The organism is Bacillus pseudomycoides DSM 12442 (assembly GCF_000161455.1).
Taxonomy (GTDB): Bacteria; Bacillota; Bacilli; order Bacillales; family Bacillaceae_G; genus Bacillus_A; species Bacillus_A pseudomycoides.
Genome location: NZ_CM000745.1, coordinates 3,433,711 through 3,457,202, shown reverse-complemented (window position 1 = coordinate 3,457,202; position 23,492 = coordinate 3,433,711). Strand labels below are relative to the sequence as shown.

The following is a 23,492-nucleotide window of genomic DNA, read 5'->3' as shown; positions in this document are numbered from 1 at the left end:
TAAATGTACTTCCGTGCTAGTTCTTGAAGCAGGGACAAATATGACGAATCAATTAAGTAATCCTTCTGTGGTGAATGCACTTACCTTAGCTACTGATAATAAGTTTTTATTTAATATTTTGTCTAAAATAGAGCAAGTAATTGGGCGGCAACTTAGATTGCCAGATGGTAATCCTTCTATGCCTGCACAGATAATCGCTTTAAATGCAGTGCGATTTATTCAAGAAGATTTTTGCCCATATAGTATGGATGACAGTGATCTTGAATGTTAGGAAGATTAATAATTAAATGTTAAAAAAGTCGTTTTTTCTTGTGAACGTTTTCTATTACTTCGTCTTAATTAAGCAATAATTGTGAAATATTAACATTAGCTTTCTTAGAAATTTAGCTTATTTCAACACCGTTCAAGTTTTGAACGATGTTACTTAATTAAGAGATGAATAAAAATTGATTGTAGCTTTATGAATGTAGTCTTTCGTGAAATTTTATTGTAAATAAAATGTAATAAAGTACCTCTAGTCCTTCAGATAAGTAGCTTTTTAGTAAAAAATTTAATTGTGTGGGCGAATTTTCCACCCTGTAATTGTACATAGTAAAGGTGTAATTTATTTCGGGTTGGAGGATTTCAAATGCACAAATATATACTAGCTATTATGACCTTTCTTATTTTATTAAAGGCAATAAGCACCGATCCTGTTAAGGCAGCTGAAAATCCGGAACAGAAAGAAATGCAGCAAAGAATCGAACAGCATTTTCGAACAAAAGCTGAGCATTTTGGTATTGAAACTGAAGGGAAGGATCTAAAAGAAGTAAGAAAAGAGCTACATATTGTAGAGGAAGAAAAGAAGCGAGAAAATGTCTGGAAAACAGCTCAAAATCTTCGTATTAAGACAGAAGGAAAAACGATGGCTGAATTGATAAAAGATGTGCGGAAAAAAGTGGGAAAATAAATAGAAGAAAAAAGAGGCGAAAGCCTCTTTTTTTATGCCCATTGTTTTGATAAATGAGCCATTTCAATCGCAGCAACTGCAGATTCATATCCTTTGTTGCCAGCTTTTGTACCAGCACGTTCAATTGCTTGTTCAATTGTTTCAGTCGTTAATACGCCGAAAATAACTGGGATGTCTGCTTGTAATGATAAAGAGGCAACACCTTTTGCAACTTCATTACAAACATAATCATAATGAGTTGTAGCACCGCGAATGACTGTACCTAGTGTAATGACAGCATCGTATTTGCCGCTGTTTGCCATTTTCTTTGCGATTAATGGGATTTCAAATGCGCCTGGAACCCATGCAACATCAATATCATTTTCTTCTACACCATGTCGTTTTAAACCGTCTAGTGCACCGCCTAGTAGTTTGCTCGTAATAAATTCATTGAAACGTCCAACAACAATCCCTACTTTTAATCCTGTACCAACTAAATGACCTTCGAATACCATAATATATCTCTCCTTTAATTATAATTAATAGATTATAAGTTTAATAGGTGACCTAATTTTTCTACCTTTGTTTGTAAATATGTTTTGTTTTCTTCTTTTGTTGGCATTTGCAATGGTACGCGTTCGACAACTTCTAAATCATAACCTTGCAAACCTGCGATTTTTCTTGGATTATTCGTTAATAAACGCAATTGCTGTAACCCTAGATCTTTTAAGATTTGGGCACCAATACCGTAATCGCGAAGATCGGCAGGAAATCCTAGTTTTTCATTTGCCTCAACAGTATCTAATCCTTCTTCTTGTAATTTGTATGCACGGAGCTTATTCAGCAAGCCAATCCCGCGGCCTTCTTGGCGCATATAAAGAAGAATACCTTTTCCTTCGCGTTCAATTTGAGAAAGAGCAGCATGAAGCTGTGGACCACAGTCACAGCGGCATGAACCGAAAACATCGCCAGTTAAACATTCAGAATGCAAACGAACGAGAACAGGTTCACCAGTAGAAATGTCTCCTTTTACGAGAGCGATATGTTCTTTCTGATCCAATGAGTTGGAATAACCGATTGCATGAAATGTACCGAAATCTGTCGGTAATGTAATTTCAATCTCCCTTGTCACGAGCGTTTCATGATGGCGGCGATAGGCGATTAAATCTTCAATCGTAATCATTTTTATATTAAATTGTTTTGCAACTTGTACTAAATCAGGAACACGTGCCATCGTGCCGTCTTCATTTATAATTTCACAAATAACTCCGGCTGGTTCTGCGCCACATAATTTTGCTAAATCAACAGCTGCCTCTGTATGCCCAGCGCGGCGCAGGACTCCACCTTCTTTGGCGATTAAAGGAAAGATATGACCCGGACGATTAAAATCTGTTCCTTTTGAATCCGGATTTAATAATTCGCGCACAGTCGTTGCACGTTCGTAAGCACTAATACCTGTTGTTGTAGAAATATGGTCAACGCTTACTGTAAACGCAGTATGATGAGAATCTGTATTATGAGAAACCATAGGCTCTAACTGTAAGCGTTCCGCATATTGTTCTGTAATCGGTACACAGACAAGGCCACGGCCATGTGTAATCATAAAATTAATTGTTTCTGGTGTAATGTTCTCTGCTAAAGCGATGAAATCTCCTTCGTTTTCACGGCTTTCATCATCACATACGATGACGACTTTTCCTTGTTTTAAATCTTCTAGTGCTTCTTCAATACGATGAAACATTGTGCTTCCTCCTTATAGAAATCCGTTTTCTTGTAAAAAGCTTTCTGTAACTGAAGTGCTTCGCTTTGTTGGCTTTGAAATAAAACGTTCGATATATTTTCCAATCATGTCACATTCAATATTCACAATATCTCCCGCCGCTTTTTTACCAATGATAGATTCGCTTACGGTATGTGGAATGAGCGAGATTGTAATGGAAGATTCATCTATATCAAATATTGTTAAACTTGTGCCATCAACAGCAATGGACCCTTTTTGTAAACAATAACGGAGTAAATCATCTGGAATTCCAATTTTGTAATATATAGCATTGTAGTGCTGTTTTTTATTTAAAATGGTTCCAATTCCATCGATATGCCCTGTGACGAAATGTCCACCAAAGCGTCCGTTTGCAGCCATTGCTCGTTCTAAATTTACTTTAGAACTGGTGCCGAGCATACGTAATGATGTCGCTCGCACCGTTTCAGGCATCGCATCAACAGTAAAAGAAGACGCTGTAAAAGAAGTGACGGTTAAACAGATCCCATTTACAGCAATACTGTCTCCTAGTTTTACGTCTGACAAGATTGTGTTTGCTGTAATTGTTAGCTTCATCGCTTCTCCGCTTTGCCTGATATTCGAAACAGTTCCAAGTTCTTCTACAATTCCTGTAAACATGCAGGCACCTCATTTCGCACACTAGCAACGATTTTTATATCATCACCAATTTGTTTCATCTCTTGAATTTGCAAGGAAATTGCATCTTGCAGTTTTATAAAGCCGGTGCCACCAAACATAGTTGGAGCATCTTTTCCGCCGATTAATTTTGGACTTATATAGGTCACAATTTCATTGAAACACTTTGTTTCTAAAAAGCTCGCGTGTACCGATTGTCCACCTTCAACAAAGAGTGAAAGGATTTGTTTCTCACCGAGAAGGAGGAGAAGGTCGCGTATTTCAATTTGGCTCGTCTTCATTTGAAGTACAGATACCGCCTGAGATTCGTAGCCCGCTATTTTTTCTTTATTTACATCTTTTCCAACAATAATCCATGTTGGTGCCATCTCGTCTGTAATGACATGAGAGGATAGCGGAGTTCGTAAATGTGTATCTAAAATAATACGAATCGGATGCTTGCCGCCGTTTGGAAGGCGTGTTGTTAAAGATGGATTATCAGCTATGACAGTATTCACTCCGATAAGGATGGCATCGTGCGTATGACGATATTGATGGACATCTGTACGAGCAACTTCACCTGTAATCCATTTGCTTTCCCCGGTAGTAGTTGCTATTTTTCCATCTAAACTCATCGCTGTTTTTATTGTTACAAACGGCAGTTTCGTTTTCATATAGTGGAAAAAGTACCGGTTTAATGCGGTGGCCTCTTCTTCGAGAACACCAGTAGTTACGCTAATACCAGCTTTTTGCAAACGTTTTGCACCGCTACCTGAAACGAGCGGATTGCAATCAAGTGTGGCAATTACAACACGTTTCACCTTTTTTTCAATAAGTAGATCGCAGCACGGTGGAGTTTTTCCAAAGTGACTACACGGCTCTAACGTTACATATACAGTGGAGCCGTTTGCTTTATCACCGGCCATGCGAAGAGCGTGAACTTCAGCGTGTTCTTCGCCTGCAAGCAGATGCGCTCCCATTCCAACGATGTTTCCATCTTTTACAACAACAGCACCGACCATTGGATTTGGACTTGTTTGACCTGCAGTACTTTGTGCTAATTGCAAGGCAATCCTCATATATTCTTGGTCTGTCATTCTTTTCACCTCTCCTAAGAAAAATCAAAAAACCCCAAGGATAATAGTATCCTTGGGGTTTGGGAGACGTGATTTCTAGTAATATAGTTCGAATACGAGAGTATAGGAAAGAAGCCTAACGATAATTGATATTTTTGCACGAGAAAAAAGCCTAGCAAACTATCAATTTTTTATACGCTAGTCGTATCTTTTTATTTCAGCATAGAAAAATAGGTATATGAAATAAAACATATACAGTGATTCAAAACGAATCAGTAAAAATGTGTACGCCAAAATAAAAGTGTATTCGCTATATAAGCACTAGAAAACATATCCTTCTCCCATCCAGACTATACTGTCGGCCCTAGAATTTCACTAGATCCACCGTTTCCGAGTTGGAAACGGGTCACGGACTTAGAAGTGTGCACTTCATCACCGCCGGTTGGGAATTTCACCCGACCCCGAAGGATGCTGTTTGCTCACATTATAGCACAAAAAAGAAAAAGGGATAGTAAAAAATATTCGAATGTGAAGAATTGTATGAAAATGAAGGGGGAAATTAATTTTGTTATACTATATAAATACAAATTGAAAACTTGATAGAAAACCTTTTCTTTTTAGGGGAGGAGAGAGAGTCCGAGGCGGTTCACCCCATGCCATGTTAAACAAAAGGAGAAAATAAATGGAGGTCTGCTTTTGTTTTCATAGCCGCGACTTAAATGTTGGAGAATCAAAATGTATATATAGTATGGGAAAGATTTCAGTATATGTAAACGAGGTGGAAATATGAAATATATTGCAGTAGGAATCGGTGGTATTGTTGGAGCTTTAGCACGATACGAATTAGGACAATGGGCTGGTATTCATTCAGTCGATTCTTTTCCGCTGGCAACATGGTCAGCGAATATGATTGGTAGTTTTTTATTGGCATTTTTAACGATGTATTTGTTTCGTATGAAACATGTTTCACAAGTGATAATGAGTAGCATTGGAACAGGAATGATTGGTTCTTTTACCACTTTTTCAACATTTAACGTAGAGACGTTGAAATTCATGCAGCATGAAGCGTTTCTTATGGCATTTTATTATGTAAGTACAAGTGTAGTTGGAGGATTGCTCTTTTCTTTATTTGGATTTTATCTTGGAAATGCATTATATGAAAAAAGCATGAAGAAAGAAGGAGCACTATGAATATATTGCTTGTAGGAATCGGTGGTTTTTTTGGAGCAATTGCTAGATTTTCTATTAGTAATGCAATGAAAGAAAAGTACGGAAGCTTGTTTCCATATGGAACACTATTTGTAAATATATTAGGCTCATTTTTACTAGGTCTATTGTATGGAGCTGAGGTGAGTAGTACATGGCTATTATTATGCGGAACAGGATTTATGGGAGCATTTACTACTTTTTCAACATTTAAACTTGAAATTGTTCAATTGATACATAAGCGAGAAGGACAAAAGGCTGTATTGTATTTAATAATGAGTTATATGCTAGGCATTTTTTCAGCATTTTTAGGTTTTTATATAGGGCATATATAAGAAGCGCGCGCAAGTCATTGCGCGTGCTTCTTATATCATTATTCTCCCTTTGGTGCTCGAACAACAGATTCAAATATGCCTTTATGCGAAGCGTCGCAATAAGGCATATTTTTTGATAAGCCGCAGCGACATAAAGAAAATGCAGGTTTTGCCGGGAAAGCATTCCCTTGTGAGTCGATTAATTCCACATCCCCTGTAATGCGAAATGAACCATTATCATTTACTTTAATTTGAACTTTTGCCAACGTTATTCCCCTCCTCTCAAACGCTTATGTTCATCATATAATTGTAGGAAGCACTTGACAATAAGAAAACAGTTCTTTGTGTGTAGGGGCAGAGAATGTTATAATAACGTTTATAACTGAAATACAGTAAGGTGACGAAACATGAATAAACAATTACGTACATTACAAAATATTGCAAATGAGCGCACTTGGGCATCGTTTTTAAATGATAATCATCCATATAGCTTACTTCATTGGTCGATTGCAGGTGTGGGACAAGAAGCAAAAGATGTGTGGCTTTTGCAAGATGAGGTAACATTTCAAACGACAGAATTTCAAACGCTTGATGAAGCGGTAAAATGGATTTCTGAAAATATGGAACAAGTTACAGATGTTTTAGCGCAGTAATATGAAAAAACAGGCTTATGCAAGCCTGTTTTTTGTTTCTTTTACATATGTTTCTAAGAATTGATCAACGGCATCCTCATACTCTTGTCTATTTTCGTTATAAGAGCAAGCGTGTGCACCGTGTTCTGCAATAAAGAGCTGTTTATTATTTTCTTTTGCTTCATAAAGGGCTTTTGTCATATCACATAAAATATAGTCATCGTCTTTACTATGAATAAAAAGGACTGGATTATTTATGTTTTTTACACAATCGATAGGAGAAACTTCACGTATTGTATAACCGTCTCGTACTTTTAAAACGGCATTTGCCAATGGTAGTAGTGGCCATTTTGGTAAATGAAACTCGACTTTTAAGCGATGGTGTAATTGTTCGTAGAAGTCAGAAAATGGACAATCTGCAATGTAAAAATCAGCACCGTCTTCCACCATACCTGCGTATTGTAGCAATGTCGCTGCTCCCATTGATTCTCCATGAACACCAAGTATAATATTTGTACCAAAACGGTCTTTGAGCCAGTCAACTACCGTCTTTAAATCATATTTTTCGTAATAGCCATAACTTGTCGTTTTACCACCTGTTTTACCATGGCGACGATGATCATAAATAAATACATTGTAGCCTCTGTTTAAAAATAAATTTGCATATTTGACAGAGTTTATTTTATTTACGGTTACACCGTGGCAAAAAATCATAAATTTATTAGAATTGCCTGCAGAAATGTAGTAGCCGTGAAGGTCGTATTTAAATTGAGACGGGATACGAACCTCTTCTTTTGGAATGGCGTTAAAATCCTCTAAGCGAAAGTGTTTTTTTGTTTCACGTTCTAAAATTTCTTCCTCTGTTTTTTTCTTTAAATACATTACTTTATTGGTAAAGAAAATACCGATACCAATTAATGCTCCTATTATGGTTAGCAATGCTGTAAAAAAACGTTTCATATCTTCCCTCATCCTCCAAATATCTCTGCATATGATACACTTATATTGTATCATAATGATGTAAAAGGGGGAGAGAGTGGGACATGATTCGAATACAAAAAATCACAGTGGAAATGAGAAAAACAATTGAACTTTTTATGCATGAAAATTGGGGAAGCACGTTGATGGTTTCACGTGAAAGAGCACATCAGTTAGATCAATTGCCTGGTTTTATTGCAACTGAAGATAACAGAATAATAGGAATTATTACATATGAAATAAAAGAAAATGATTGTGAGATTGTTTCTTTAGATAGCTTTAAGGAGAACAAGGGAATTGGAACTAAGCTTGTAGAGTACGTAATTGATATTGCAAAAAAACAATGTTGTAAAAAGGTGTGGCTTATTACAACAAATGATAATACAAACGCACTTCGTTTTTATCAGAAACGTGGTTTTATGATGACGAATTTATATATTGATGCGGTCAAGGAAGCAAGGAAGATAAAGCGAGAAATTCCGCTTATTGGCTATGATAACATCGCGATTTTACATGAAATTCAACTAGAAAAAATGAATTTATAAAATCCATCTTTATATATGTTGAAGATGGAAAATGTAAGAAGTATTTTATGTAACAATTTTCAGAAATATAAAATAATAACCTTGACGAATAGCCTACTTTGTTTTAGGTTTAAATTGTAAGCTATTACCATATTAAGGGGTGACGATGTGGCAACCATACGTGATGTTGCAAAATTGGCCGGTGTTTCAGTCGCAACCGTTTCACGAGTCATTAATGAAAAAGGGTATGTTCATGAGGATACAGTAAAACAAGTAAAACAAGCAATTGAAGAACTACAGTATAAACCAAATGCTGTAGCGAAGGCGTTATTTAAAAAATCTTCGACAATGATTGCTATATTAGTATCAAATTTAGAAGATCCATCCTATATAACATTACTTCGTTCAGTAGAAGAGGCTGCATATAAAGAAGGATATCAAATTGTTATTTGTAATACAGAAAATAAAACAGGATATATAGATATATTAATGCAAAATAATATTGCTGGCGTTATTATGACGAAAGATGTATTTGAGCATGTGAAGCAACTTTCCCTTCCATTTGTTGTACTTGAGGGCGGAACAGAGGCAGCATCTATTTCTACATATTATGAAAGTGGTAGAAAGGCCGTTACTGTATTGAAAGAAAAAGGTTGTCATTTTCTTGCTTATATTGGGGATAAGATAGAAGACGAAGCAATGGAAGAGCACACTGCTGGTTTTTTAGATGCTGTTTGGGATGAAGGAATTGCTTATCGAGAAGAAAAAATAAAGGGACAAGATGAGGAAAGTCAAATTGCTGAATTATTACGGAAGCATCCTTATATAGATGGTATAGTAGCTGCTAGCGATGCGATTGCAATTGCTACAATTCGCGCGGCGAATGCTCTTGATCTCCATATACCGAATCATTTGCAAGTCATTGGTTTTAAGGGAAGTTTACAAGGTGAATGGGTTACGCCGTCTTTGACAACAATTGGAAGTTGTTTTGAAAGGCAAGGAGTATTAGCTGTACAAAGATTGGTAGGGAAAATGAAAAAGGAACAAGTAAAACTTGAGGAAGTGAAGCAAGAGTTTATATTAATCGAACGAGAATCTACAAAGTAAAAGGTGCGTCTAGTAAACGCACCTTTTTTATAATGTTATAGCAGCAATAAAGCCGAATATAAGTAACGGAATATTGTAGTGAAGAAAAGTTGGGACACACGTATCCCATATATGATGATGCCTGCCATCAGCATTTAAACCTGAGGTAGGTCCTAGTGTACTATCAGATGCTGGAGAACCAGCATCACCTAATGCACCAGCTGTACCGATAATCGCGATGGTTGCCATCGGGCTAAACCCAAGTTGGATACATAGCGGGACGAAGATGGTTGTTAAAATCGGAATGGTAGAAAAGGAAGAACCGATTCCCATCGTAACGAGCAGACCGATAACAAGCATAAGAAAGGCAGCGAGCGGTTTGCTGTTTCCAATTAAATTGACGCTTGTCTGAACAAGTGATTCAACATGCCCTGTTTTCCGAAGAACTGCTCCGAATCCAGCGGCAGAAATCATGACGAAACCGATAAATGACATCATTCGCATACCACTTGTTAAAATAGCGTCAGCTTCTTTTAAAGGAAGGCTACCACTAACGGATAATACAATGATTCCAGCTAGTGCGCCAAAAATCATGGATTCTGTTGCTAGCTGCACACTTAGTGTTGCGATAATAGACAATAACCCAAAGGAAATGCTTCTTTTTGTATAAGGAGCGGCTTCATCAGATGCGGCATGAATAGGTTCGGTGTGATAAGTACGTGGTTTACGATATGTAATGAAAACAGCGATACATAGACCGATAATCATTCCTATTGCTGGAATTGTCATTGCTTTTGGGATAAGCGCTACATCAAATGTAAGTCCGCTTTGCTGTGCATTTGTTTGTAGTACATCGTGATAAATTTTTCCAAATCCAGCTGGAACCCACATGTAAGGAGTGATTAATCCGAATGTAATAATACATGTAACAAGCCGGCGGTCCACTTTCAGTTCATTTAGTACTTTTAAAAGCGCTGGAATTAGAATAGGGATAAAAGCAATATGAACCGGAATAACATTTTGTGAAAAACAAGCCATTGCCAAAATAATAAATAAAATGAGTATTTTTGAATATGTTTGCTTTTGTGTGTCTTTTTCATTACCAACTAAGTTCAGTGCAGTATGAATCATAGCGTCGGGCAGACCTGTTTTGGAAAGAGAAATAGCAAATCCTCCGAGCATGGCGTAACTTAAAGCGATTGGAGCACTGTTTCCAAGACCCGTAGTAAAAGTATTGATTGTTTCTGAAATTCCAAGTCCACCAATTAGTCCACCTGTTAAGGCACCGACGATAATAGCGACAATGACTTGGACACGTAATAAACTAAGCAGTAGCATCACTGCTACTGCGATGAGTACAGCGTTCATAATAAATGTAATCTCCCTGATCTTTTTCTGTTTGTGCAGCTTATTCTGGATAGAAATGCTTACTAACTTGAGTAAAGTTGCAACATGTAATTATAAAATGTTTTCTGTGAAATGTAAAAGGTATAACGATTACTAGTGTAGAAAAGATAGCTCTTGTTTAATAGAGCATAAAGACTTTGCAAACAGTTTAGGTTCTTCTAAATTTGGTGAATGAGCAGAGTTTGGGAACCAAATCATTTTTTTGATGGGTGCTTGAATTGTATCGCAATATTGTTGAACGAGTGCATAAGGTGTTTGATAGTCGAAACGACCAGAACAAAAATAAACAGGTACGGAAAGTTTTGAGATTGAAGAAAAGAAATCTACTGTCAGCATTTCTTCCCATAATGCCCCAGATTTCATATTTCCTGCGAGAAATCTCACCCAATCTAGCAATGTATATTCTGAAGAAAATAGCCCTTTACGAATGAAAGAAAACGAAGTCCCGTTTTGAACTGCTCCTCCAAATGTACCGAGCCACTTCCTTTGAATGATAAGACGCCGCATATCTAGAAAAGGAGGTTTTCCTAGTTTTGTTAGAGAGGTCAATGCCCGCTCGTGTCCATGTTTTTTTGCAGAATGAATTAAATGCTGATAGAGCAATTCTTCGTTTTGCTTCATATGTACAATCTGACCGATGCCAATGTAGGCTTCGATGTATTCTGGATATTGATTTGCAATTTGTAGACCGATAATACTTCCCCAAGAATGTCCAGCGAGAAATAGTTTTTGTTTTTTGAAGCGAGAAAGAAGGTATTTTATTACTTCAAGTGCATCTAAAACAAATTGTTCAATTGTGAAAGGTGCTTTTATATCCCGCCAAGAAAAAGATTTTCCTGCTCCACGTTGATCCCAATTGACAACAATAAAGTGCTTTTCTAAATCTTTTTGAAAATGGCGAATGAATCCAATTTGTGCCGTGCCAGGACCGCCATGACAGCATAATAAAATAGGTTGATTTACGTCTTGACCACGAATGAGTAGAGATTGCTGATGCTTGTTAATCGTCACGCTTTCTATCGTAGCGACGCTATTTGAAGTTGGATTCTTAAATTCGTTGTAAAACTGTGGAGTGTGGCTACGAAACAGCATATAAAAAACCTCCTTTTCTCTAATGGTATGTATCGCAAGGGTGTACGATTTTGCATATACTATTAAGAAATTATTGTATCATAACATGCCGACTGTATTTCAACTATGAGAGCTCAGGGAGAGGGGGAAGAAAGTGACGGTTGGAGAAATTATAGATTGCTTAAACAAACGTGAACCACTTGCTATTATTGCGAAACGCCTCGACATGAGCCCATATGCATTGTCGAAAAAGTTAAGAGTGCTTGGATATGAATATGATGGTGAACAGAAGAAACGAATATTCATTGGAGAGGGAGAAGAGCCCCGCCATTTATATCTTCAAGAAGCTACTGCGCTTCAATATGTCAAAACAGATTATCAGGTTTTGATTTATGAACAATTGCAAAAAATTTATGAATTACTGCGAAAACGAGAGGAACTTATTATCCCCAAAATAGTCAAAAGTAATGAGAAGAAAAAACGTACTTTTTCTATATATACGGAAATTTTAGAGAAACTAGACGTTGTATCGGATGCAACAGGTATTCATAAATCTAGAATTGTAGAAGAAGCGTTGATAGAATTTTTGCGGAAATATGAAGAAGCTGATGAAATGTATCAGGATAAATGAAAGAAAGGATACTATGTTCAATGTAAGAGCATGTATCCTCTGTGTTTTTATCTAGCTATTTGTAGATAGTTAGAGTTTTTAGTGAAAGTAAAGGAGTTGGGTGGGGATGAGAAAATCTTCATGGATCAGGCATTTGCTTTGTATAAAACAATTATTATTTTTTAGCTTTTAAAAAATAATATAGGAACCAAACGGCGTGATTTTGTTCATCTGCTGCTGTTCTACGAAATGTCTCTTTAATATATTGATCTGTAGTATCATCTGCAATTTTCAAGTAAAAATCGACTGTTCGTTGCTCATCTTGTAGCGCGTATTCTAATCCATTCACATAAGAATCTGGACATTGTTCAATAATTTTTGGCTGAGGTTGTTTACCGGTTAAATGAATATAAATTTGTACAAATTGCTGGAAATGTTTTATTTCGTCTTGTCGGATTTCGAGTATTTGATTGCGTTCATTATCTTGTGGAGCTAAATTAGCTAATTTAGCATAGCAATTTATTGCACTATACTCTCCGTTAATTGCATTTTCAATGTCATGAATTAGCTTGTCGTTTTGTCTGTATATCAAATTGCAATCATTTGAATAAGAATACATATGTTCACCTCCCAGTGTCTGCTCATATATCCTACGAGAAATCAATATACTGAGTGCATATCCTTTAAAAGGTTATTTAGGGGAAAGTGAATTTTTATTGCATGTCCTTTCTCCATAGAGATCAATAAAAAGCCCTGTATTCTAATGGAATACAGGGTTCTTATCATAAAGATTAATTTTTGAAAAATCATAATTTAATAATATAGTTTCTCTCTTTTTTATAAATTTATCTAAAAGAAAAGTTAATTAACTTTTTGAATTCTCCCATCAATAATAGGTTGAATCGGTTCTTTTACTTGTTTTACATAATCCACTAACGCTTCGAAATCAGTTGGTCCTGTTTCGGCATCTTTTCCATTTTTAAAGGATACAAATCCATCACCGCCTGAAGCTAGAAAAGCATTTGCAACAACGCTGTAAGTTTTAGAGGCAACTAGCTCTTCTCCATTTGTTAAATGGATATTGGTAACTTTTTCACCGTCTGGTTTATTCGCATCCCAAGTGTACTGAATACCTGAAATTTGAAGCATTCTTGTTACACTTTTTTGCCACTGTTGATTCAAAATATCTCGAATGTCTTGACCAGTTAAATTAACTTTTATCAATTGATTCCCAAATGGTTGAATGCCATATAATTCTCCCCATGTAATATCGCCAGCATCTAGATCATTGCGAATACCACCAGGATTCATGAGGGCAATTTGAGTATTCATGGTCGAGCGCTGAACATCAGCAATTAAATTTCCAAGAGTGGATTCACCCGCGGCATTTTGTTTACGATCCATTGGAGCGGTAGATTTTCCAACAACCTGATTTACAAGAGGAGCAATTTTTTCTTGATACTGATCCATTTTCTTTTTCACTTGTTGGTCAGGTTTTATTCCTTCATGGTAGGTTGTAACAACTTCTGCTTTTTTCTCAATAATATCTTTTGTTTTACGATCAATTTTTACATCGACATCAGCGAAAGCCATTCCATAAGAATTTGCTTGTACGACAAGTTTGTTATTAACGGTTCCATTTACATAAGTGTGACTATGACCGCCGAAAATGACATCGACTTCTGGATCAGTCTCATTTGCTAAGCGAACGATATCGCCATTTGTTACGCCGTTATCATCCGTTGTACCTCCATTATGTGCAAGAACAACGATCGATTTAACACCTAGTTTTTTCAGTTGTTTTACGGATGTGTTAATTGCTTCAACTTCATCTGTAATTTGTACATTTTTTAGCATAGTAGGCATAACAACGTTAGGAACATCCGTTGTTACAACCCCGATAAAGCCGACAGGAACTCCTTGTACCATTTTTACAGTAAATGGTGGTAGAAATAAGCGTCCAGTTGATTTATTGTAGAAATTTGCAGCAACATAAGGGAAGTTTGCTCCTTTAAAATTCCCTGTTTTTTCGTGATACCCACCGTAAATAAGGCGATTCATTTCGTTAATACCTTCGTCAAATTCATGATTTCCAATAGTTCCAACATCAAAACCTAAATCATTTAAAAATTCGATTGTAGGTTCATCTTGCAATAATGCAGAAACTGGAGGACTTGCTCCGACAATATCGCCAGCATGAACCATAAGTGTATTTGGGTTTTGTTTTTCACGATCACGTAAATAAGCAGCTAAGTATTCAGCTCCCCCGGCTTCTTTGTTGTTAATTTTCTTTACAGTGTCTAGTTGACCGTGAAGGTCGTTAATACCAAGCATTTGTACGTCTATGTAGCGATTTTGTTCTGCTGGTACTTGAGATGGAGGTGCAGCAAATACACTTGAAAAAGTAATTGTACTTAATACTAAAGCTGCAGGAATGACTTTTTTCCACATGAGTTTTCTCTCCCTTTTTTATAATCTGACATCATACGACATAATTTTAATAGATTAAGAGAGTTATTGCTATAAAAATTCTTTTTATTATAAAAATTAATGAAATTTTATTTTTCTCTTTACATCTTTACAAAATAAAAATAATAGGGAAATCGAAAGTGAATGGTCTTTTTTATTGTCGAGAGTAAGGTATTTCCCCTATAATGGAGAAAAAAGTAAAAGGTGAGCAGTATGAAGAAAAAGAAACAGAGACAAATGCAAAGACAAACGCAAATGAATCAGCCAGAGAAAGATTCCATTACAATTGGTGATCAATTGAATAAATCGTTAATGAATCAATTGAAAAGTAAGAAGAAAGAATTACAAGTAAGAGCGGAGCAAAAAGAAATAGAAGAACAAGAAAGAAAGCGTAAAGAGCAAAAGGAACGTGAAAAGAATAAATCGTTTGAAGAATTATTAAGTGAAAGTAATCTCACTTGGAAAGACTTTAAATAATGTAAAAAATCATTAGTACAATTGTCCTGATGATTTTTTAGCGATTTGATAAGAAAAGGGGAATTGGGATGAGAAAGATTGTAGTCGTTCCTTATGAAAACCATTGGGGTGAGAAATTTCAAATAGAATCACAGAGGTTAAAAGCAGCGATGCCAGAACATGTGAAAGTACATCACATTGGTAGCACATCAGTACCGGGACTCGCAGCAAAGCCAATTGTTGATATGATTATGGAAGTAGAGAACATTGAGAGCGTAGATCATTGGAATGAATGTTTTCAACAACTTGGTTACATTGTAAAAGGTGAGAATGGTATCCCGGGTCGCCGCTTTTTTATTCATGGAACAGAAGAAAAACGATCGTATCATTTACATGTTTTCGGAACAGGAAATCCGGAAATTACACGTCATTTAGCATTTCGCGATTATATGATGGCACACTGTGAAGAGGCAGAGGTATATGCGGCATTGAAAAAAGATTTAGCAGAAAAATTCACATATGATGGAGATCAATATACAGAAGGAAAGAATGACTTCGTGCGTAACATTGATGAGAAAGCACTTGAGTGGAGAAAAAATAACGGAAGCGAGTAAGCTTGCGTTATTTTTTGCAAGGGGAGAGAAGAGATGAGAAAGATTATGATTATTGGTTCTGGGGGAGCTGGAAAATCAACTTTTTCACGGCGATTAGGGGAGATACTACAACTTCCAGTATTTCATCTTGATGCACTCTATTGGAAAAAAGATTGGGTGCTAGCAAGTCGCGAAGAACAAATACAGGTACAAAAAGAATTAGTAACGCAGGAAGCTTGGATTATCGATGGAAACTATGGATTTACAATGGATATACGATTAGAGGCAGCTGATACCATTATCTTTATTGATTTGCCAAGAATACAATGTTTATATCGCGTAATAAAAAGAAGGATACAATATCATAATAAAACGCGCCCTGATATGGGAGAAGGGTGTGAAGAACAATTAGATTTTGAGTTCTTGAAGTGGGTATGGACGTATCCAAAAGTGAAACGACCTGCTATTTTTGGGAAAATACAAGCTGTATCTGCTGAGAAAAATATTGTTATTTTCAAATCTTCAGCTGAAATAGAGGAGTTTTTACAAAAGCTATAAGATGAAACAGTCTTATTTAATAAAATTATTATGTTAACTGTATATATTTTTTGACTTTTTTCAAGAATCTTGTTCAAATAAAGTGACGGTTATAAAATTTAGCGGTATCCTGTCTATAGAATTCGCAGGAGAGAAGAAGGAGGAACGGCCCATGTATATTCCAACAACTACACTTCATAATGGCGTGAAAATGCCGATGCTTGGTTTAGGTGTATATAAAGCAAAAGAGGGAGAAGAAGTAAAGCAAGCGGTAAAAACAGCTTTAGAAGTTGGATATCGCTCTATTGATACAGCGACTGTATATGAAAATGAAAGCGGTGTCGGAGAAGCGATTCGTGAATCAGGAATCGCACGTGAAGAATTGTTTATTACGACAAAAGTATGGAATGACGATCAAGGCTATGAAGCAACACTTCAAGCATTTGACAAAAGTTTGAAGGAATTACAAATGGATTATGTGGATTTATATTTGATTCACTGGCCAATAAGAGGGAAATACATAGATACATATCGTGCCCTTGAGAAATTATATGAAGAAGGAAAAGTACGTGCAATTGGTGTTTCAAATTTTCATCAGCACCATTTAGAACAGTTGTTGCCAAATTGTAATGTGAAGCCGATGGTGAACCAAGTAGAGCTTCATCCGATGCTTGCACAGTTTGAATTACGTGATTTTTGTCAAAATGAACAAATTCAAATGGAAGCATGGAGCCCGTTAATGAGAGGCGGCGAAGTATTTCAACATCCGATTATTCAAGAAATTGCTAAAAAGTATGAAAAAACGCCTGCTCAAATTATTTTACGCTGGGATATTCAAAGTGGCATTGTAACAATCCCTAAATCTGTTACACCATCGCGTATTCAAGAGAACTTTACTATTTTTGATTTTTCATTAACAGAAGAAGAAATCAAACAAATTGATACGCTTGATCGCAATTTACATGTTGGAACAAATCCTGATAAATACGATACGATGTAAAAAAAACGCTACCGATTACGGTAGCATTTTTTATCGGTGTAATGTGTATGTATCGCATTTAACAGCTGCTTGAATTTGTTTATATTCTTCAGTTGTTAATGGAGATTGATTGTTAGCTTGTACATTTTCTTGTAGTTGCTGGATGGAGCTAGCGCCAGGAATAACAGCTGCCACAATCGGGTCATGTAAACAATATTGAAGAGCTGTTTCAGTTAACGAACGTTCCTTTGTAATTTCTTTTACAGTAGTTAATGTTTTTATTAACTCATCATAAGAATAAGAAAGATAATCTTTTTCTTTCACTTTTTCTATCTTTCTTTCATTGTTATCAGTTAACAATCCTTTCGCAAGTGGTCCTCGTGCAATGATGCTAATTTGATGCTCCTGAAGTAGTGGAAACCATTCTTCAGGCTGGCGATTTAAAAGACTATATTCCATCAATACACTAACGATATTAGAACGTTTTGCATATTCACGAATGACGTTTGGACGGATAGAAGAAATTCCGTAATGACGAATCACACCTTCTTGTTTTAATTCTTCAAATGCTTCTATTGTTTCATCGATAGGATCTTCGATTGTACCGCCGTGAAGTTGATATAAATCAATATAATCCGTTTGCAGGCGGCGTAAACTTTCTTTTACCTCTGCTTTTATATAAGCTTTAGAAGGGTCCCAAGACCAGCCGTTTTTCTCCTCAATCCAGCGGTTTCCTACTTTCGTTGTAAGAACAATTTGATCGCGTTTTCCCTTAAGAGCTTTTCCAACAAATTCTTCATTTAATCCATAATTGTATAAGTCTGCTGTATCAAAAAAATTAATTCCTAAATCCATTGCTTCATGGATGATGCGGATCGCTTCATGTTCATTGGTGCCAAGGGACATACAACCGAGTCCCATTTCAGTAACATATAAATCTGAGTTTCCTAATTGACGTTTTTTCATAGGCCAACCTCCTTACTTGTATTGTACGAAAGCAGAAGAAGGTTGACAAATGTTTACTTTTCGTTTGCTGTAATCCATTCTTTTACAGTTTCATACTCTTTTCCGTATTGCTTTAGCTGATGCCGAATTTGCCAAGCCTTTCCGACCAACGTGATACGATTTGGTAAAATATATACTTTCATTTTTATCACGCTCCTTTCAGTGTGGTAAAATGTATGAAGAACAAGTAGGAAATAGAATAGGGAGATGAAATATTGTGAGTAATCTTGCAGAGAGAACGATTGCAACCGAACCAATTTTTGATGGGAAAGTTATTAAAGTTCGTGTTGATGATGTAGTATTGCCAAATGGAGAAGTGAGTAAACGTGAGATTGTCAATCATCCTGGTGCGGTTGCTATAATTGCTGTGACAGATGAAAAGAAAATCGTGCTTGTTGAGCAGTACCGTAAAGCATTAGAAAAAGAGATTGTAGAAATTCCTGCTGGAAAATTAGAGCCTGGAGAAAAGCCAGAGGTAACAGCGGCTCGTGAATTAGAAGAAGAGACAGGGTATGTATGTGACAAAATGGAATTTGTTACATCTTTCTATACATCACCTGGTTTTGCGGATGAAATTCTATATGTATACAAAGCAACTGGATTGAAGAAAAAGGAAAATAAAGCAGCTTTAGATGAAGATGAGTTTGTGGAATTAATGGAAGTTTCATTAGAAGAAGCAGTTGAACTTATGAAAAATCAACGTATCCATGATGCAAAGACTATGTTCGCTGTGCAATACTTGCAATTACAAAAATAAACACTCGCCCAAGGCGAGTGTTTTAATTAATTTTGGCGTATACGCGTGTGTCACGTAAGCTACCGTCTGGAGCAAGAAAGTCGTTTTCTAGTGTACCTTCTAAAATAAATTCAAGACGTTCTGCTAAGGCACATGCATTTACATTTGTAGCATCACAGCGAATTTCAAGTCGTCTCGCACCAAGTTTATCAAAAGCAAACTGGACAGCGCCTTTTACTGCTTCTGTCATATAACCTTGTTTTGTATAAGTGCTATGTAACCAGAAACGAAGTGAAAATTTTGGAATATCCCAGTTTTCTGGATGAAGGGTAAGAGCTCCAATAAACGTACCAGATACTTTATCATATAAGTGAAAAGCTAATGTTTCACGAAGTAAAAATTGTCCATGAGCTTCCCGAACTATTTCCTCAGCACTTTCTTCTGTTTCAGATGTAATGGACATCCAAGGTTGTAAGTCTTCTACAGAAGCTTGAATTGCTTCATACACCTCTGTTCCATCACCTGGGAATGGTTTGCGTACTTGTAGGCGCTCAGTTTGAAATAATGTTGGAAAATCTAATAATAATGGTTTCAAGCAAAATCCCTCCTATTCTCTACTTTTAAGTTTAGCAAAGTAGAGCGGAATTTCAATGTTAATTCGTCATACTTTTTTCTTTCTTTCATACATTTTAGTAAGAGTGTGAACGGAGGGAAGAAAAATGTTACGAAAAACTTGGCAAAATCGTGTAATTTCTCATATCCAAGAGAATTCTTCGCTTTACATATTTGTTTCCGTTTTATTATTGATGGGAGTAGTATTTGGGGCAATTCTTGTAAATAGTTTGCAGGTGAATCAAAAGCAAGATTTATCTTTTTATTTGAACCGATTTTTTGGACAAGTTTCCAAAGGTGAATTTGCAATTGCGAGTGAAATGTTTCGAGAAAGTTACTTTTCACAATTAAAATATATTGGATTTATTTGGCTGTTAGGTATTTCAATTATTGGATTACCACTGATCTTTATTTTATTATTTTTAAAAGGGGTAGTTGTTGGGTTTACAGTAGGTTTTTTAGTGAGTCAGCACGGTTGGAATGGATTGTTATTAGCATTTGTATCCGTGTTGCCACAAAATTTAATTATCATTCCAGCGTTTCTTGTAATGACGACAGTTGCTGCAAGTTTTTCTTTACGTATGATTAGGCATCAATTTATTCGAAAAATCAACGAGCCGCTATTGCCGATGTTAATACGTTACACTTGCTTTTTTCTAATCATTGGAGTGATATTAGCAATTGCCTCTAGTATTGAAGCGTATGCTTCACCAGTTTTAATGAAAGAAGTCGTGGAGTCTATTAATAAAAAATAAATACTACTTGAGAATAATTATCAAGTTATTTTGATTGTTTTTTCTTTTGACAGAAGCCCTTCTTCTGATATAATGGTGTAAGAGTGGCGAGGAGGGAGTAGTACCGAATGGAAGAGAGAATTGAACGAATTAAGAAGCAATTGCATGCAGCGAGCTATAAGTTAACACCACAACGTGAAGCAACGGTTCGTGTGCTGCTAGAAAATGAAGAAGATCATTTAAGCGCAGAAGATGTTTACCTCCTTGTAAAAGAAAAGTCGCCAGAGATCGGACTAGCAACCGTCTATCGAACTTTAGAGTTATTATCTGAGTTAAAAGTTGTTGATAAAATTAACTTCGGAGACGGTGTTTCACGCTATGACTTACGTCAAGAAGGTGCACAGCGTTTCCATCATCATTTAATTTGTACACAATGCGGTGCTGTACAAGAAATTCAAGAGGATTTACTTGGTGAAGTGGAGAAAAAAGTAGAACGAGACTGGAGCTTTAAGGTAAAAGACCATCGTTTAACTTTCCATGGGATTTGTAAAAATTGTCAAGAAAATGAAACGGATGAAAAATAACCTTTTCCTATTTAGCTAGGAAGAGGTTTTTTTATTTGAATTTAGGTATAAATCGCAGAAAGCTTGGCATATGTTGTAATAACATATATTTTGGAGGAGTTTACAATGCGCCGAGCTTTAAAATTAACTTTTGATGGGATGAAAGTATTTTTATTATTTACAGGTTGTACGATTTTGTTTTATTTCGCTATACTATGGATAAATGAAGAATATGAAAGTTATCATCGTTATGAAAAACCAAAAGAAGAGACAGTAGAAAAAGTATCAGGGAATGAGGAACCAGCAAAAGATGCTTTCGTAAATAGAATGATTTTTTTCTATGAAAATGGGGAGTAGTGCAGATTGGAAGATCAATTAAAAGATTTTATTCATTATATGATTGTTGAAAAAGGGTTAGCTAAAAATACAGTTGTATCCTATGAGCGTGATTTGAAAAGTTATGTGAAGTATTTACAACATGTCGAGCAAATCAAAACATTTCACGAAGTGACAAGGATACACATTGTGAATTTTTTGCAGTATTTAAAAGAGAACGGAAAATCATCAAAAACGTTGGCACGCCACATTGCCTCTATTCGTTCGTTTCATCAGTTTTTACTTCGTGAACGAGTGGTAGAACATGATCCATCTGTACATATTGAAACACCTCAAGGTGAGCGGAAATTACCGAAAGTATTGTCAGTGAGTGAGGTAGAGGCATTGCTTCAAACGCCAAAAGAGACAAGTGCATTCGGTATTCGCGATAAGGCTATGCTAGAGTTATTGTATGCAACAGGACTACGTGTTTCCGAATTAATTGCACTAAATTTAGAGGATGTTCATTTGACAATGGGATTTGTTCGCTGCGTCGGAAAAGGGAATAAAGAAAGAATCATTCCGCTTGGAAGCTTAGCAACGGAAGCAATTCAGCGCTATATTGAAAAGGGAAGAAAAGAATTGATGGGCAAAAAAACAGTAGATGCACTTTTTTTGAACCATCATGGCAACCGCTTATCACGCCAAGGTTTTTGGAAAATTTTAAAACGACTAGCAAAAGAGGCGAATATAGAAAAAGAGCTTACGCCGCATACTTTGCGTCATTCGTTTGCGACACACTTATTGGAAAATGGAGCGGATTTGCGTGCTGTACAAGAAATGCTGGGACATGCAGATATTTCAACAACACAAATTTATACGCATGTTTCAAAAGCTAGATTAAAAGATGTATATAAACAGTTTCACCCGAGAGCATAATGATTATGCTCTTTTTTTATTGTAATGTAAGGCGGGAGTGTAAGAGTTAGGTAGTTTTGACGATTCGCATTCTAGTAATTATAGAATGCATTTTGAAAATGGAAAATAAGTAGAAAAAAGCACTTCACAAAAACTTCACAAACATTTCTTATATTGTTTTCAGCAGGAGGCTAGAATACGACTAGTCTTTTCCTCTATACTAAGTAGAGTATGAAGGAGGAAATGATAATGAAAAAACTGATAATTACGTTATTTATTGCGATGCTAGCATTAGCTGGTTGTAATACAAAGAAAGAAGAAGCGCCGAAAAAAGAGAAACTTGAAGAAGTTAAAGTAGCAGTTCAAACAAACCCGAAAGAAATTAAGCCAAATGAAAAAACAGAAGTACAGGCACTTGTTACGCAAGGGAAAGAAAAAGTAACGGATGCTGACGATGTGAAGTTTGAAATTTGGAAAGATGGCGAAGAAAAACATGAAATGTTAAACGGTAAGCATAAAGGGAAAGGTGTTTATGCGGTAGAGAAGACATTCCCATCTGACGGCGTGTATCATGTTATTGCACATACAAATGCACGTGAAATGCATGTTATGCCAGAAGAAAAAATTGCTGTAGGAAATGCAAAAGTTGAGGATACGAAGAAAGAAAATGGTGGTCATGAGGCAGGACATGGCAATCATAAGAGTGATACGATGATTCACCTTATGGCTGGCGATGTAAAAGCAAATGCTGAATCAACAATGAAAGTTCATTTGAAACAAAAGGAAGAAGCATTAACTGGAGCTGAAGTACAACTTGAAATTTGGAAAGACGGCGTGGAAAAACATGAGTTTATTCCAGCAAAAGAAGGTAATAAAGGCGAGTATGAAAGCAAACATACGTTTAAAGACGCAGGTGCTTATAAAGTGAAGGTTCATGTGAGAAAAGGTGAACTTCACGAACATAAGGAAGAAACAGTAGAGGTAAAATAAGGAGCGGCTCTTTAGAGCTGCTTTTTTCTTTAGGTTAATGAAATATATCATAATTTCATTAGCACTTCTGTGCAGAATGGATTACAATAGAAAGTGTGACAAAAATAAGAATTTCTACGAAAATGTATTAAAAAGAAAGCGTAAACATGTTATGATATCAGTATGAGATGTCTGACATCTGACTTAGAAAAAACAGGAAAGTTTTTTGCTTCGTTTGAAAATAGAGCGAAGCGGGTTGGAGAATGGCTTGAACAAGTGTTTTAGTTAGTGGGGAAACGAGAGAATTCTTACTGATAACAGTTTCACTTTACAACGTTTTGAACATACTACAAGAAGTAGAACTGAACATATAGGAGGT

At 36.1% G+C, this 23,492-nt stretch carries 31 protein-coding genes and 1 riboswitch; of the genes, 18 read left to right on the top strand and 13 right to left on the bottom strand.

What is annotated here, in order from left to right:
• Positions 1-40 precede the first annotated feature (40 nt).
• Together BPMYX0001_RS17475 and BPMYX0001_RS17470 are read left to right on the top strand one after the other, a co-directional pair.
• Positions 41-271, top strand: coding sequence for a hypothetical protein (locus BPMYX0001_RS17475; RefSeq protein ID WP_327843999.1), 231 nt, complete (start codon positions 41-43; stop codon positions 269-271).
• A gap of 357 nt (positions 272-628) precedes the next feature.
• Positions 629-949 carry a hypothetical protein gene (locus BPMYX0001_RS17470; RefSeq protein WP_018766113.1) on the top strand — a complete coding sequence of 107 codons (321 nt, stop codon included), beginning with the start codon at positions 629-631 and terminating at the stop codon, positions 947-949.
• Positions 950-981: 32 nt separating this feature from the next.
• On the opposite strand, the gene ribH is transcribed toward BPMYX0001_RS17470, so the two are convergent.
• Genes ribH through ribD form a run of 4 tightly spaced genes read right to left on the bottom strand, consistent with a single transcriptional unit; the run spans position 982 to position 4,420 of the window.
• Positions 982-1,443, bottom strand: a complete 462-nt coding sequence (ribH, locus tag BPMYX0001_RS17465) for a 6,7-dimethyl-8-ribityllumazine synthase (RefSeq protein ID WP_006095899.1) — start codon at positions 1,441-1,443, stop codon at positions 982-984.
• A 32-nt stretch (positions 1,444-1,475) separates the two neighbouring features.
• Positions 1,476-2,669: a bifunctional 3,4-dihydroxy-2-butanone-4-phosphate synthase/GTP cyclohydrolase II gene (locus BPMYX0001_RS17460; RefSeq protein ID WP_006095898.1), complete on the bottom strand. Its 1,194-nt coding sequence runs from the start codon at positions 2,667-2,669 to the stop codon at positions 1,476-1,478.
• Between the two features lie 12 nt (positions 2,670-2,681).
• On the bottom strand, positions 2,682-3,326 hold the full coding sequence (ribE, locus tag BPMYX0001_RS17455) for a riboflavin synthase (RefSeq protein ID WP_018766111.1): 645 nt from the start codon (positions 3,324-3,326) through the stop codon (positions 2,682-2,684).
• Positions 3,308-4,420 (bottom strand): bifunctional diaminohydroxyphosphoribosylaminopyrimidine deaminase/5-amino-6-(5-phosphoribosylamino)uracil reductase RibD, encoded by a 1,113-nt coding sequence (ribD, locus tag BPMYX0001_RS17450; RefSeq protein ID WP_033799087.1) that lies wholly within the window; start codon positions 4,418-4,420, stop codon positions 3,308-3,310. The genes ribE and ribD overlap by 19 nt, the downstream gene beginning before the upstream one ends.
• Positions 4,421-4,728: 308 nt before the next feature.
• Positions 4,729-4,872: riboswitch (FMN riboswitch) on the bottom strand.
• Between the two features lie 313 nt (positions 4,873-5,185).
• Between ribD and crcB (BPMYX0001_RS17445) the strand changes: the two genes are divergently transcribed.
• Positions 5,186-5,590, top strand: coding sequence for a fluoride efflux transporter CrcB (gene crcB / locus BPMYX0001_RS17445; protein WP_003208320.1), 405 nt, complete (start codon positions 5,186-5,188; stop codon positions 5,588-5,590).
• The gene (crcB, locus tag BPMYX0001_RS17440) at positions 5,587-5,940 is read left to right on the top strand and encodes a fluoride efflux transporter CrcB (protein WP_016116195.1); all 354 of its coding nucleotides are present in this window, start codon (positions 5,587-5,589) and stop codon (positions 5,938-5,940) included. The genes crcB (BPMYX0001_RS17445) and crcB (BPMYX0001_RS17440) overlap by 4 nt, the downstream gene beginning before the upstream one ends.
• Positions 5,941-5,978: 38 nt before the next feature.
• Here crcB (BPMYX0001_RS17440) and BPMYX0001_RS17435 read toward each other — a convergent pair whose 3' ends face one another.
• A complete protein-coding gene (locus BPMYX0001_RS17435) occupies positions 5,979-6,185 on the bottom strand; it encodes a CDGSH iron-sulfur domain-containing protein (protein ID WP_003200081.1) in 207 nt (68 codons plus the stop codon).
• 141 nt (positions 6,186-6,326) lie between these two features.
• Here BPMYX0001_RS17435 and BPMYX0001_RS17430 point away from each other — a divergent pair, with 141 nt between their 5' ends.
• The gene (locus BPMYX0001_RS17430) at positions 6,327-6,572 is read left to right on the top strand and encodes a DUF2552 family protein (RefSeq protein ID WP_003200083.1); all 246 of its coding nucleotides are present in this window, start codon (positions 6,327-6,329) and stop codon (positions 6,570-6,572) included.
• Between the two features lie 15 nt (positions 6,573-6,587).
• Here the strand turns inward: BPMYX0001_RS17430 and BPMYX0001_RS17425 are convergent, their stop codons facing one another.
• A complete protein-coding gene (locus BPMYX0001_RS17425) occupies positions 6,588-7,511 on the bottom strand; it encodes an alpha/beta hydrolase (protein WP_033799704.1) in 924 nt (307 codons plus the stop codon).
• Positions 7,512-7,594: 83 nt separating this feature from the next.
• Between BPMYX0001_RS17425 and BPMYX0001_RS17420 the strand changes: the two genes are divergently transcribed.
• Both BPMYX0001_RS17420 and BPMYX0001_RS17415 read left to right on the top strand, forming a co-directional pair.
• Positions 7,595-8,074 carry a GNAT family N-acetyltransferase gene (locus BPMYX0001_RS17420; protein WP_018766107.1) on the top strand — a complete coding sequence of 160 codons (480 nt, stop codon included), beginning with the start codon at positions 7,595-7,597 and terminating at the stop codon, positions 8,072-8,074.
• 147 nt (positions 8,075-8,221) lie between these two features.
• Positions 8,222-9,160 carry a LacI family DNA-binding transcriptional regulator gene (locus tag BPMYX0001_RS17415; RefSeq protein ID WP_006095893.1) on the top strand — a complete coding sequence of 313 codons (939 nt, stop codon included), beginning with the start codon at positions 8,222-8,224 and terminating at the stop codon, positions 9,158-9,160.
• Between the two features lie 27 nt (positions 9,161-9,187).
• Here the strand turns inward: BPMYX0001_RS17415 and BPMYX0001_RS17410 are convergent, their stop codons facing one another.
• The gene (locus tag BPMYX0001_RS17410) at positions 9,188-10,507 is read right to left on the bottom strand and encodes a Na+/H+ antiporter family protein (RefSeq protein WP_006095892.1); all 1,320 of its coding nucleotides are present in this window, start codon (positions 10,505-10,507) and stop codon (positions 9,188-9,190) included.
• A 132-nt stretch (positions 10,508-10,639) separates the two neighbouring features.
• Positions 10,640-11,638, bottom strand: a complete 999-nt coding sequence (locus BPMYX0001_RS17405) for an alpha/beta fold hydrolase (protein WP_033799086.1) — start codon at positions 11,636-11,638, stop codon at positions 10,640-10,642.
• 133 nt (positions 11,639-11,771) lie between these two features.
• Between BPMYX0001_RS17405 and BPMYX0001_RS17400 the strand changes: the two genes are divergently transcribed.
• Positions 11,772-12,248, top strand: a complete 477-nt coding sequence (locus BPMYX0001_RS17400) for a ribbon-helix-helix domain-containing protein (protein ID WP_006095890.1) — start codon at positions 11,772-11,774, stop codon at positions 12,246-12,248.
• Positions 12,249-12,402: 154 nt separating this feature from the next.
• On the opposite strand, the gene BPMYX0001_RS17395 is transcribed toward BPMYX0001_RS17400, so the two are convergent.
• A complete protein-coding gene (locus tag BPMYX0001_RS17395; RefSeq protein ID WP_006095889.1) occupies positions 12,403-12,846 on the bottom strand; it encodes a ferritin-like domain-containing protein in 444 nt (147 codons plus the stop codon).
• A 242-nt stretch (positions 12,847-13,088) separates the two neighbouring features.
• Positions 13,089-14,678, bottom strand: coding sequence for a bifunctional metallophosphatase/5'-nucleotidase (locus BPMYX0001_RS17390; RefSeq protein WP_006095888.1), 1,590 nt, complete (start codon positions 14,676-14,678; stop codon positions 13,089-13,091).
• A 231-nt stretch (positions 14,679-14,909) separates the two neighbouring features.
• Between BPMYX0001_RS17390 and BPMYX0001_RS17385 the strand changes: the two genes are divergently transcribed.
• The 4 genes from BPMYX0001_RS17385 (at position 14,910) to BPMYX0001_RS17370 (ending at position 17,282) form a co-directional block, all read left to right on the top strand.
• The gene (locus BPMYX0001_RS17385; RefSeq protein WP_003208337.1) at positions 14,910-15,173 is read left to right on the top strand and encodes a YqkE family protein; all 264 of its coding nucleotides are present in this window, start codon (positions 14,910-14,912) and stop codon (positions 15,171-15,173) included.
• Between the two features lie 68 nt (positions 15,174-15,241).
• Positions 15,242-15,766: a GrpB family protein gene (locus tag BPMYX0001_RS17380; protein WP_006095887.1), complete on the top strand. Its 525-nt coding sequence runs from the start codon at positions 15,242-15,244 to the stop codon at positions 15,764-15,766.
• A 33-nt stretch (positions 15,767-15,799) separates the two neighbouring features.
• On the top strand, positions 15,800-16,303 hold the full coding sequence (locus tag BPMYX0001_RS17375) for a DNA topology modulation protein (protein WP_006095886.1): 504 nt from the start codon (positions 15,800-15,802) through the stop codon (positions 16,301-16,303).
• 151 nt (positions 16,304-16,454) lie between these two features.
• Entirely contained in the window at positions 16,455-17,282 is an 828-nt protein-coding gene (locus BPMYX0001_RS17370) for an aldo/keto reductase (protein WP_003208340.1), read from the top strand.
• A gap of 30 nt (positions 17,283-17,312) precedes the next feature.
• Here BPMYX0001_RS17370 and BPMYX0001_RS17365 read toward each other — a convergent pair whose 3' ends face one another.
• Positions 17,313-18,227, bottom strand: coding sequence for an aldo/keto reductase (locus BPMYX0001_RS17365; protein ID WP_006095885.1), 915 nt, complete (start codon positions 18,225-18,227; stop codon positions 17,313-17,315).
• Between the two features lie 53 nt (positions 18,228-18,280).
• On the bottom strand, positions 18,281-18,409 hold the full coding sequence (gene mciZ / locus BPMYX0001_RS17360) for a Z-ring formation inhibitor MciZ (RefSeq protein ID WP_006095884.1): 129 nt from the start codon (positions 18,407-18,409) through the stop codon (positions 18,281-18,283).
• Between the two features lie 74 nt (positions 18,410-18,483).
• Between mciZ and BPMYX0001_RS17355 the strand changes: the two genes are divergently transcribed.
• Positions 18,484-19,023 carry an NUDIX hydrolase gene (locus BPMYX0001_RS17355; protein WP_003208342.1) on the top strand — a complete coding sequence of 180 codons (540 nt, stop codon included), beginning with the start codon at positions 18,484-18,486 and terminating at the stop codon, positions 19,021-19,023.
• 22 nt (positions 19,024-19,045) lie between these two features.
• On the opposite strand, the gene BPMYX0001_RS17350 is transcribed toward BPMYX0001_RS17355, so the two are convergent.
• Positions 19,046-19,597 carry a GNAT family N-acetyltransferase gene (locus BPMYX0001_RS17350; RefSeq protein ID WP_006095883.1) on the bottom strand — a complete coding sequence of 184 codons (552 nt, stop codon included), beginning with the start codon at positions 19,595-19,597 and terminating at the stop codon, positions 19,046-19,048.
• A 124-nt stretch (positions 19,598-19,721) separates the two neighbouring features.
• Here BPMYX0001_RS17350 and spoIIM point away from each other — a divergent pair, with 124 nt between their 5' ends.
• From spoIIM to BPMYX0001_RS17325, 5 genes are all read left to right on the top strand, one after another.
• Positions 19,722-20,369 (top strand): stage II sporulation protein M, encoded by a 648-nt coding sequence (spoIIM, locus tag BPMYX0001_RS17345; protein ID WP_003208343.1) that lies wholly within the window; start codon positions 19,722-19,724, stop codon positions 20,367-20,369.
• 107 nt (positions 20,370-20,476) lie between these two features.
• The gene (gene fur / locus BPMYX0001_RS17340) at positions 20,477-20,932 is read left to right on the top strand and encodes a ferric iron uptake transcriptional regulator (RefSeq protein WP_000392653.1); all 456 of its coding nucleotides are present in this window, start codon (positions 20,477-20,479) and stop codon (positions 20,930-20,932) included.
• A gap of 105 nt (positions 20,933-21,037) precedes the next feature.
• A complete protein-coding gene (locus BPMYX0001_RS17335; protein WP_016116176.1) occupies positions 21,038-21,268 on the top strand; it encodes a YqzK family protein in 231 nt (76 codons plus the stop codon).
• Positions 21,269-21,274: 6 nt separating this feature from the next.
• The gene (xerD, locus tag BPMYX0001_RS17330; protein ID WP_003208345.1) at positions 21,275-22,165 is read left to right on the top strand and encodes a site-specific tyrosine recombinase XerD; all 891 of its coding nucleotides are present in this window, start codon (positions 21,275-21,277) and stop codon (positions 22,163-22,165) included.
• Between the two features lie 228 nt (positions 22,166-22,393).
• Positions 22,394-23,134, top strand: coding sequence for a FixH family protein (locus tag BPMYX0001_RS17325; protein ID WP_018780831.1), 741 nt, complete (start codon positions 22,394-22,396; stop codon positions 23,132-23,134).
• Positions 23,135-23,492 lie beyond the last annotated feature (358 nt).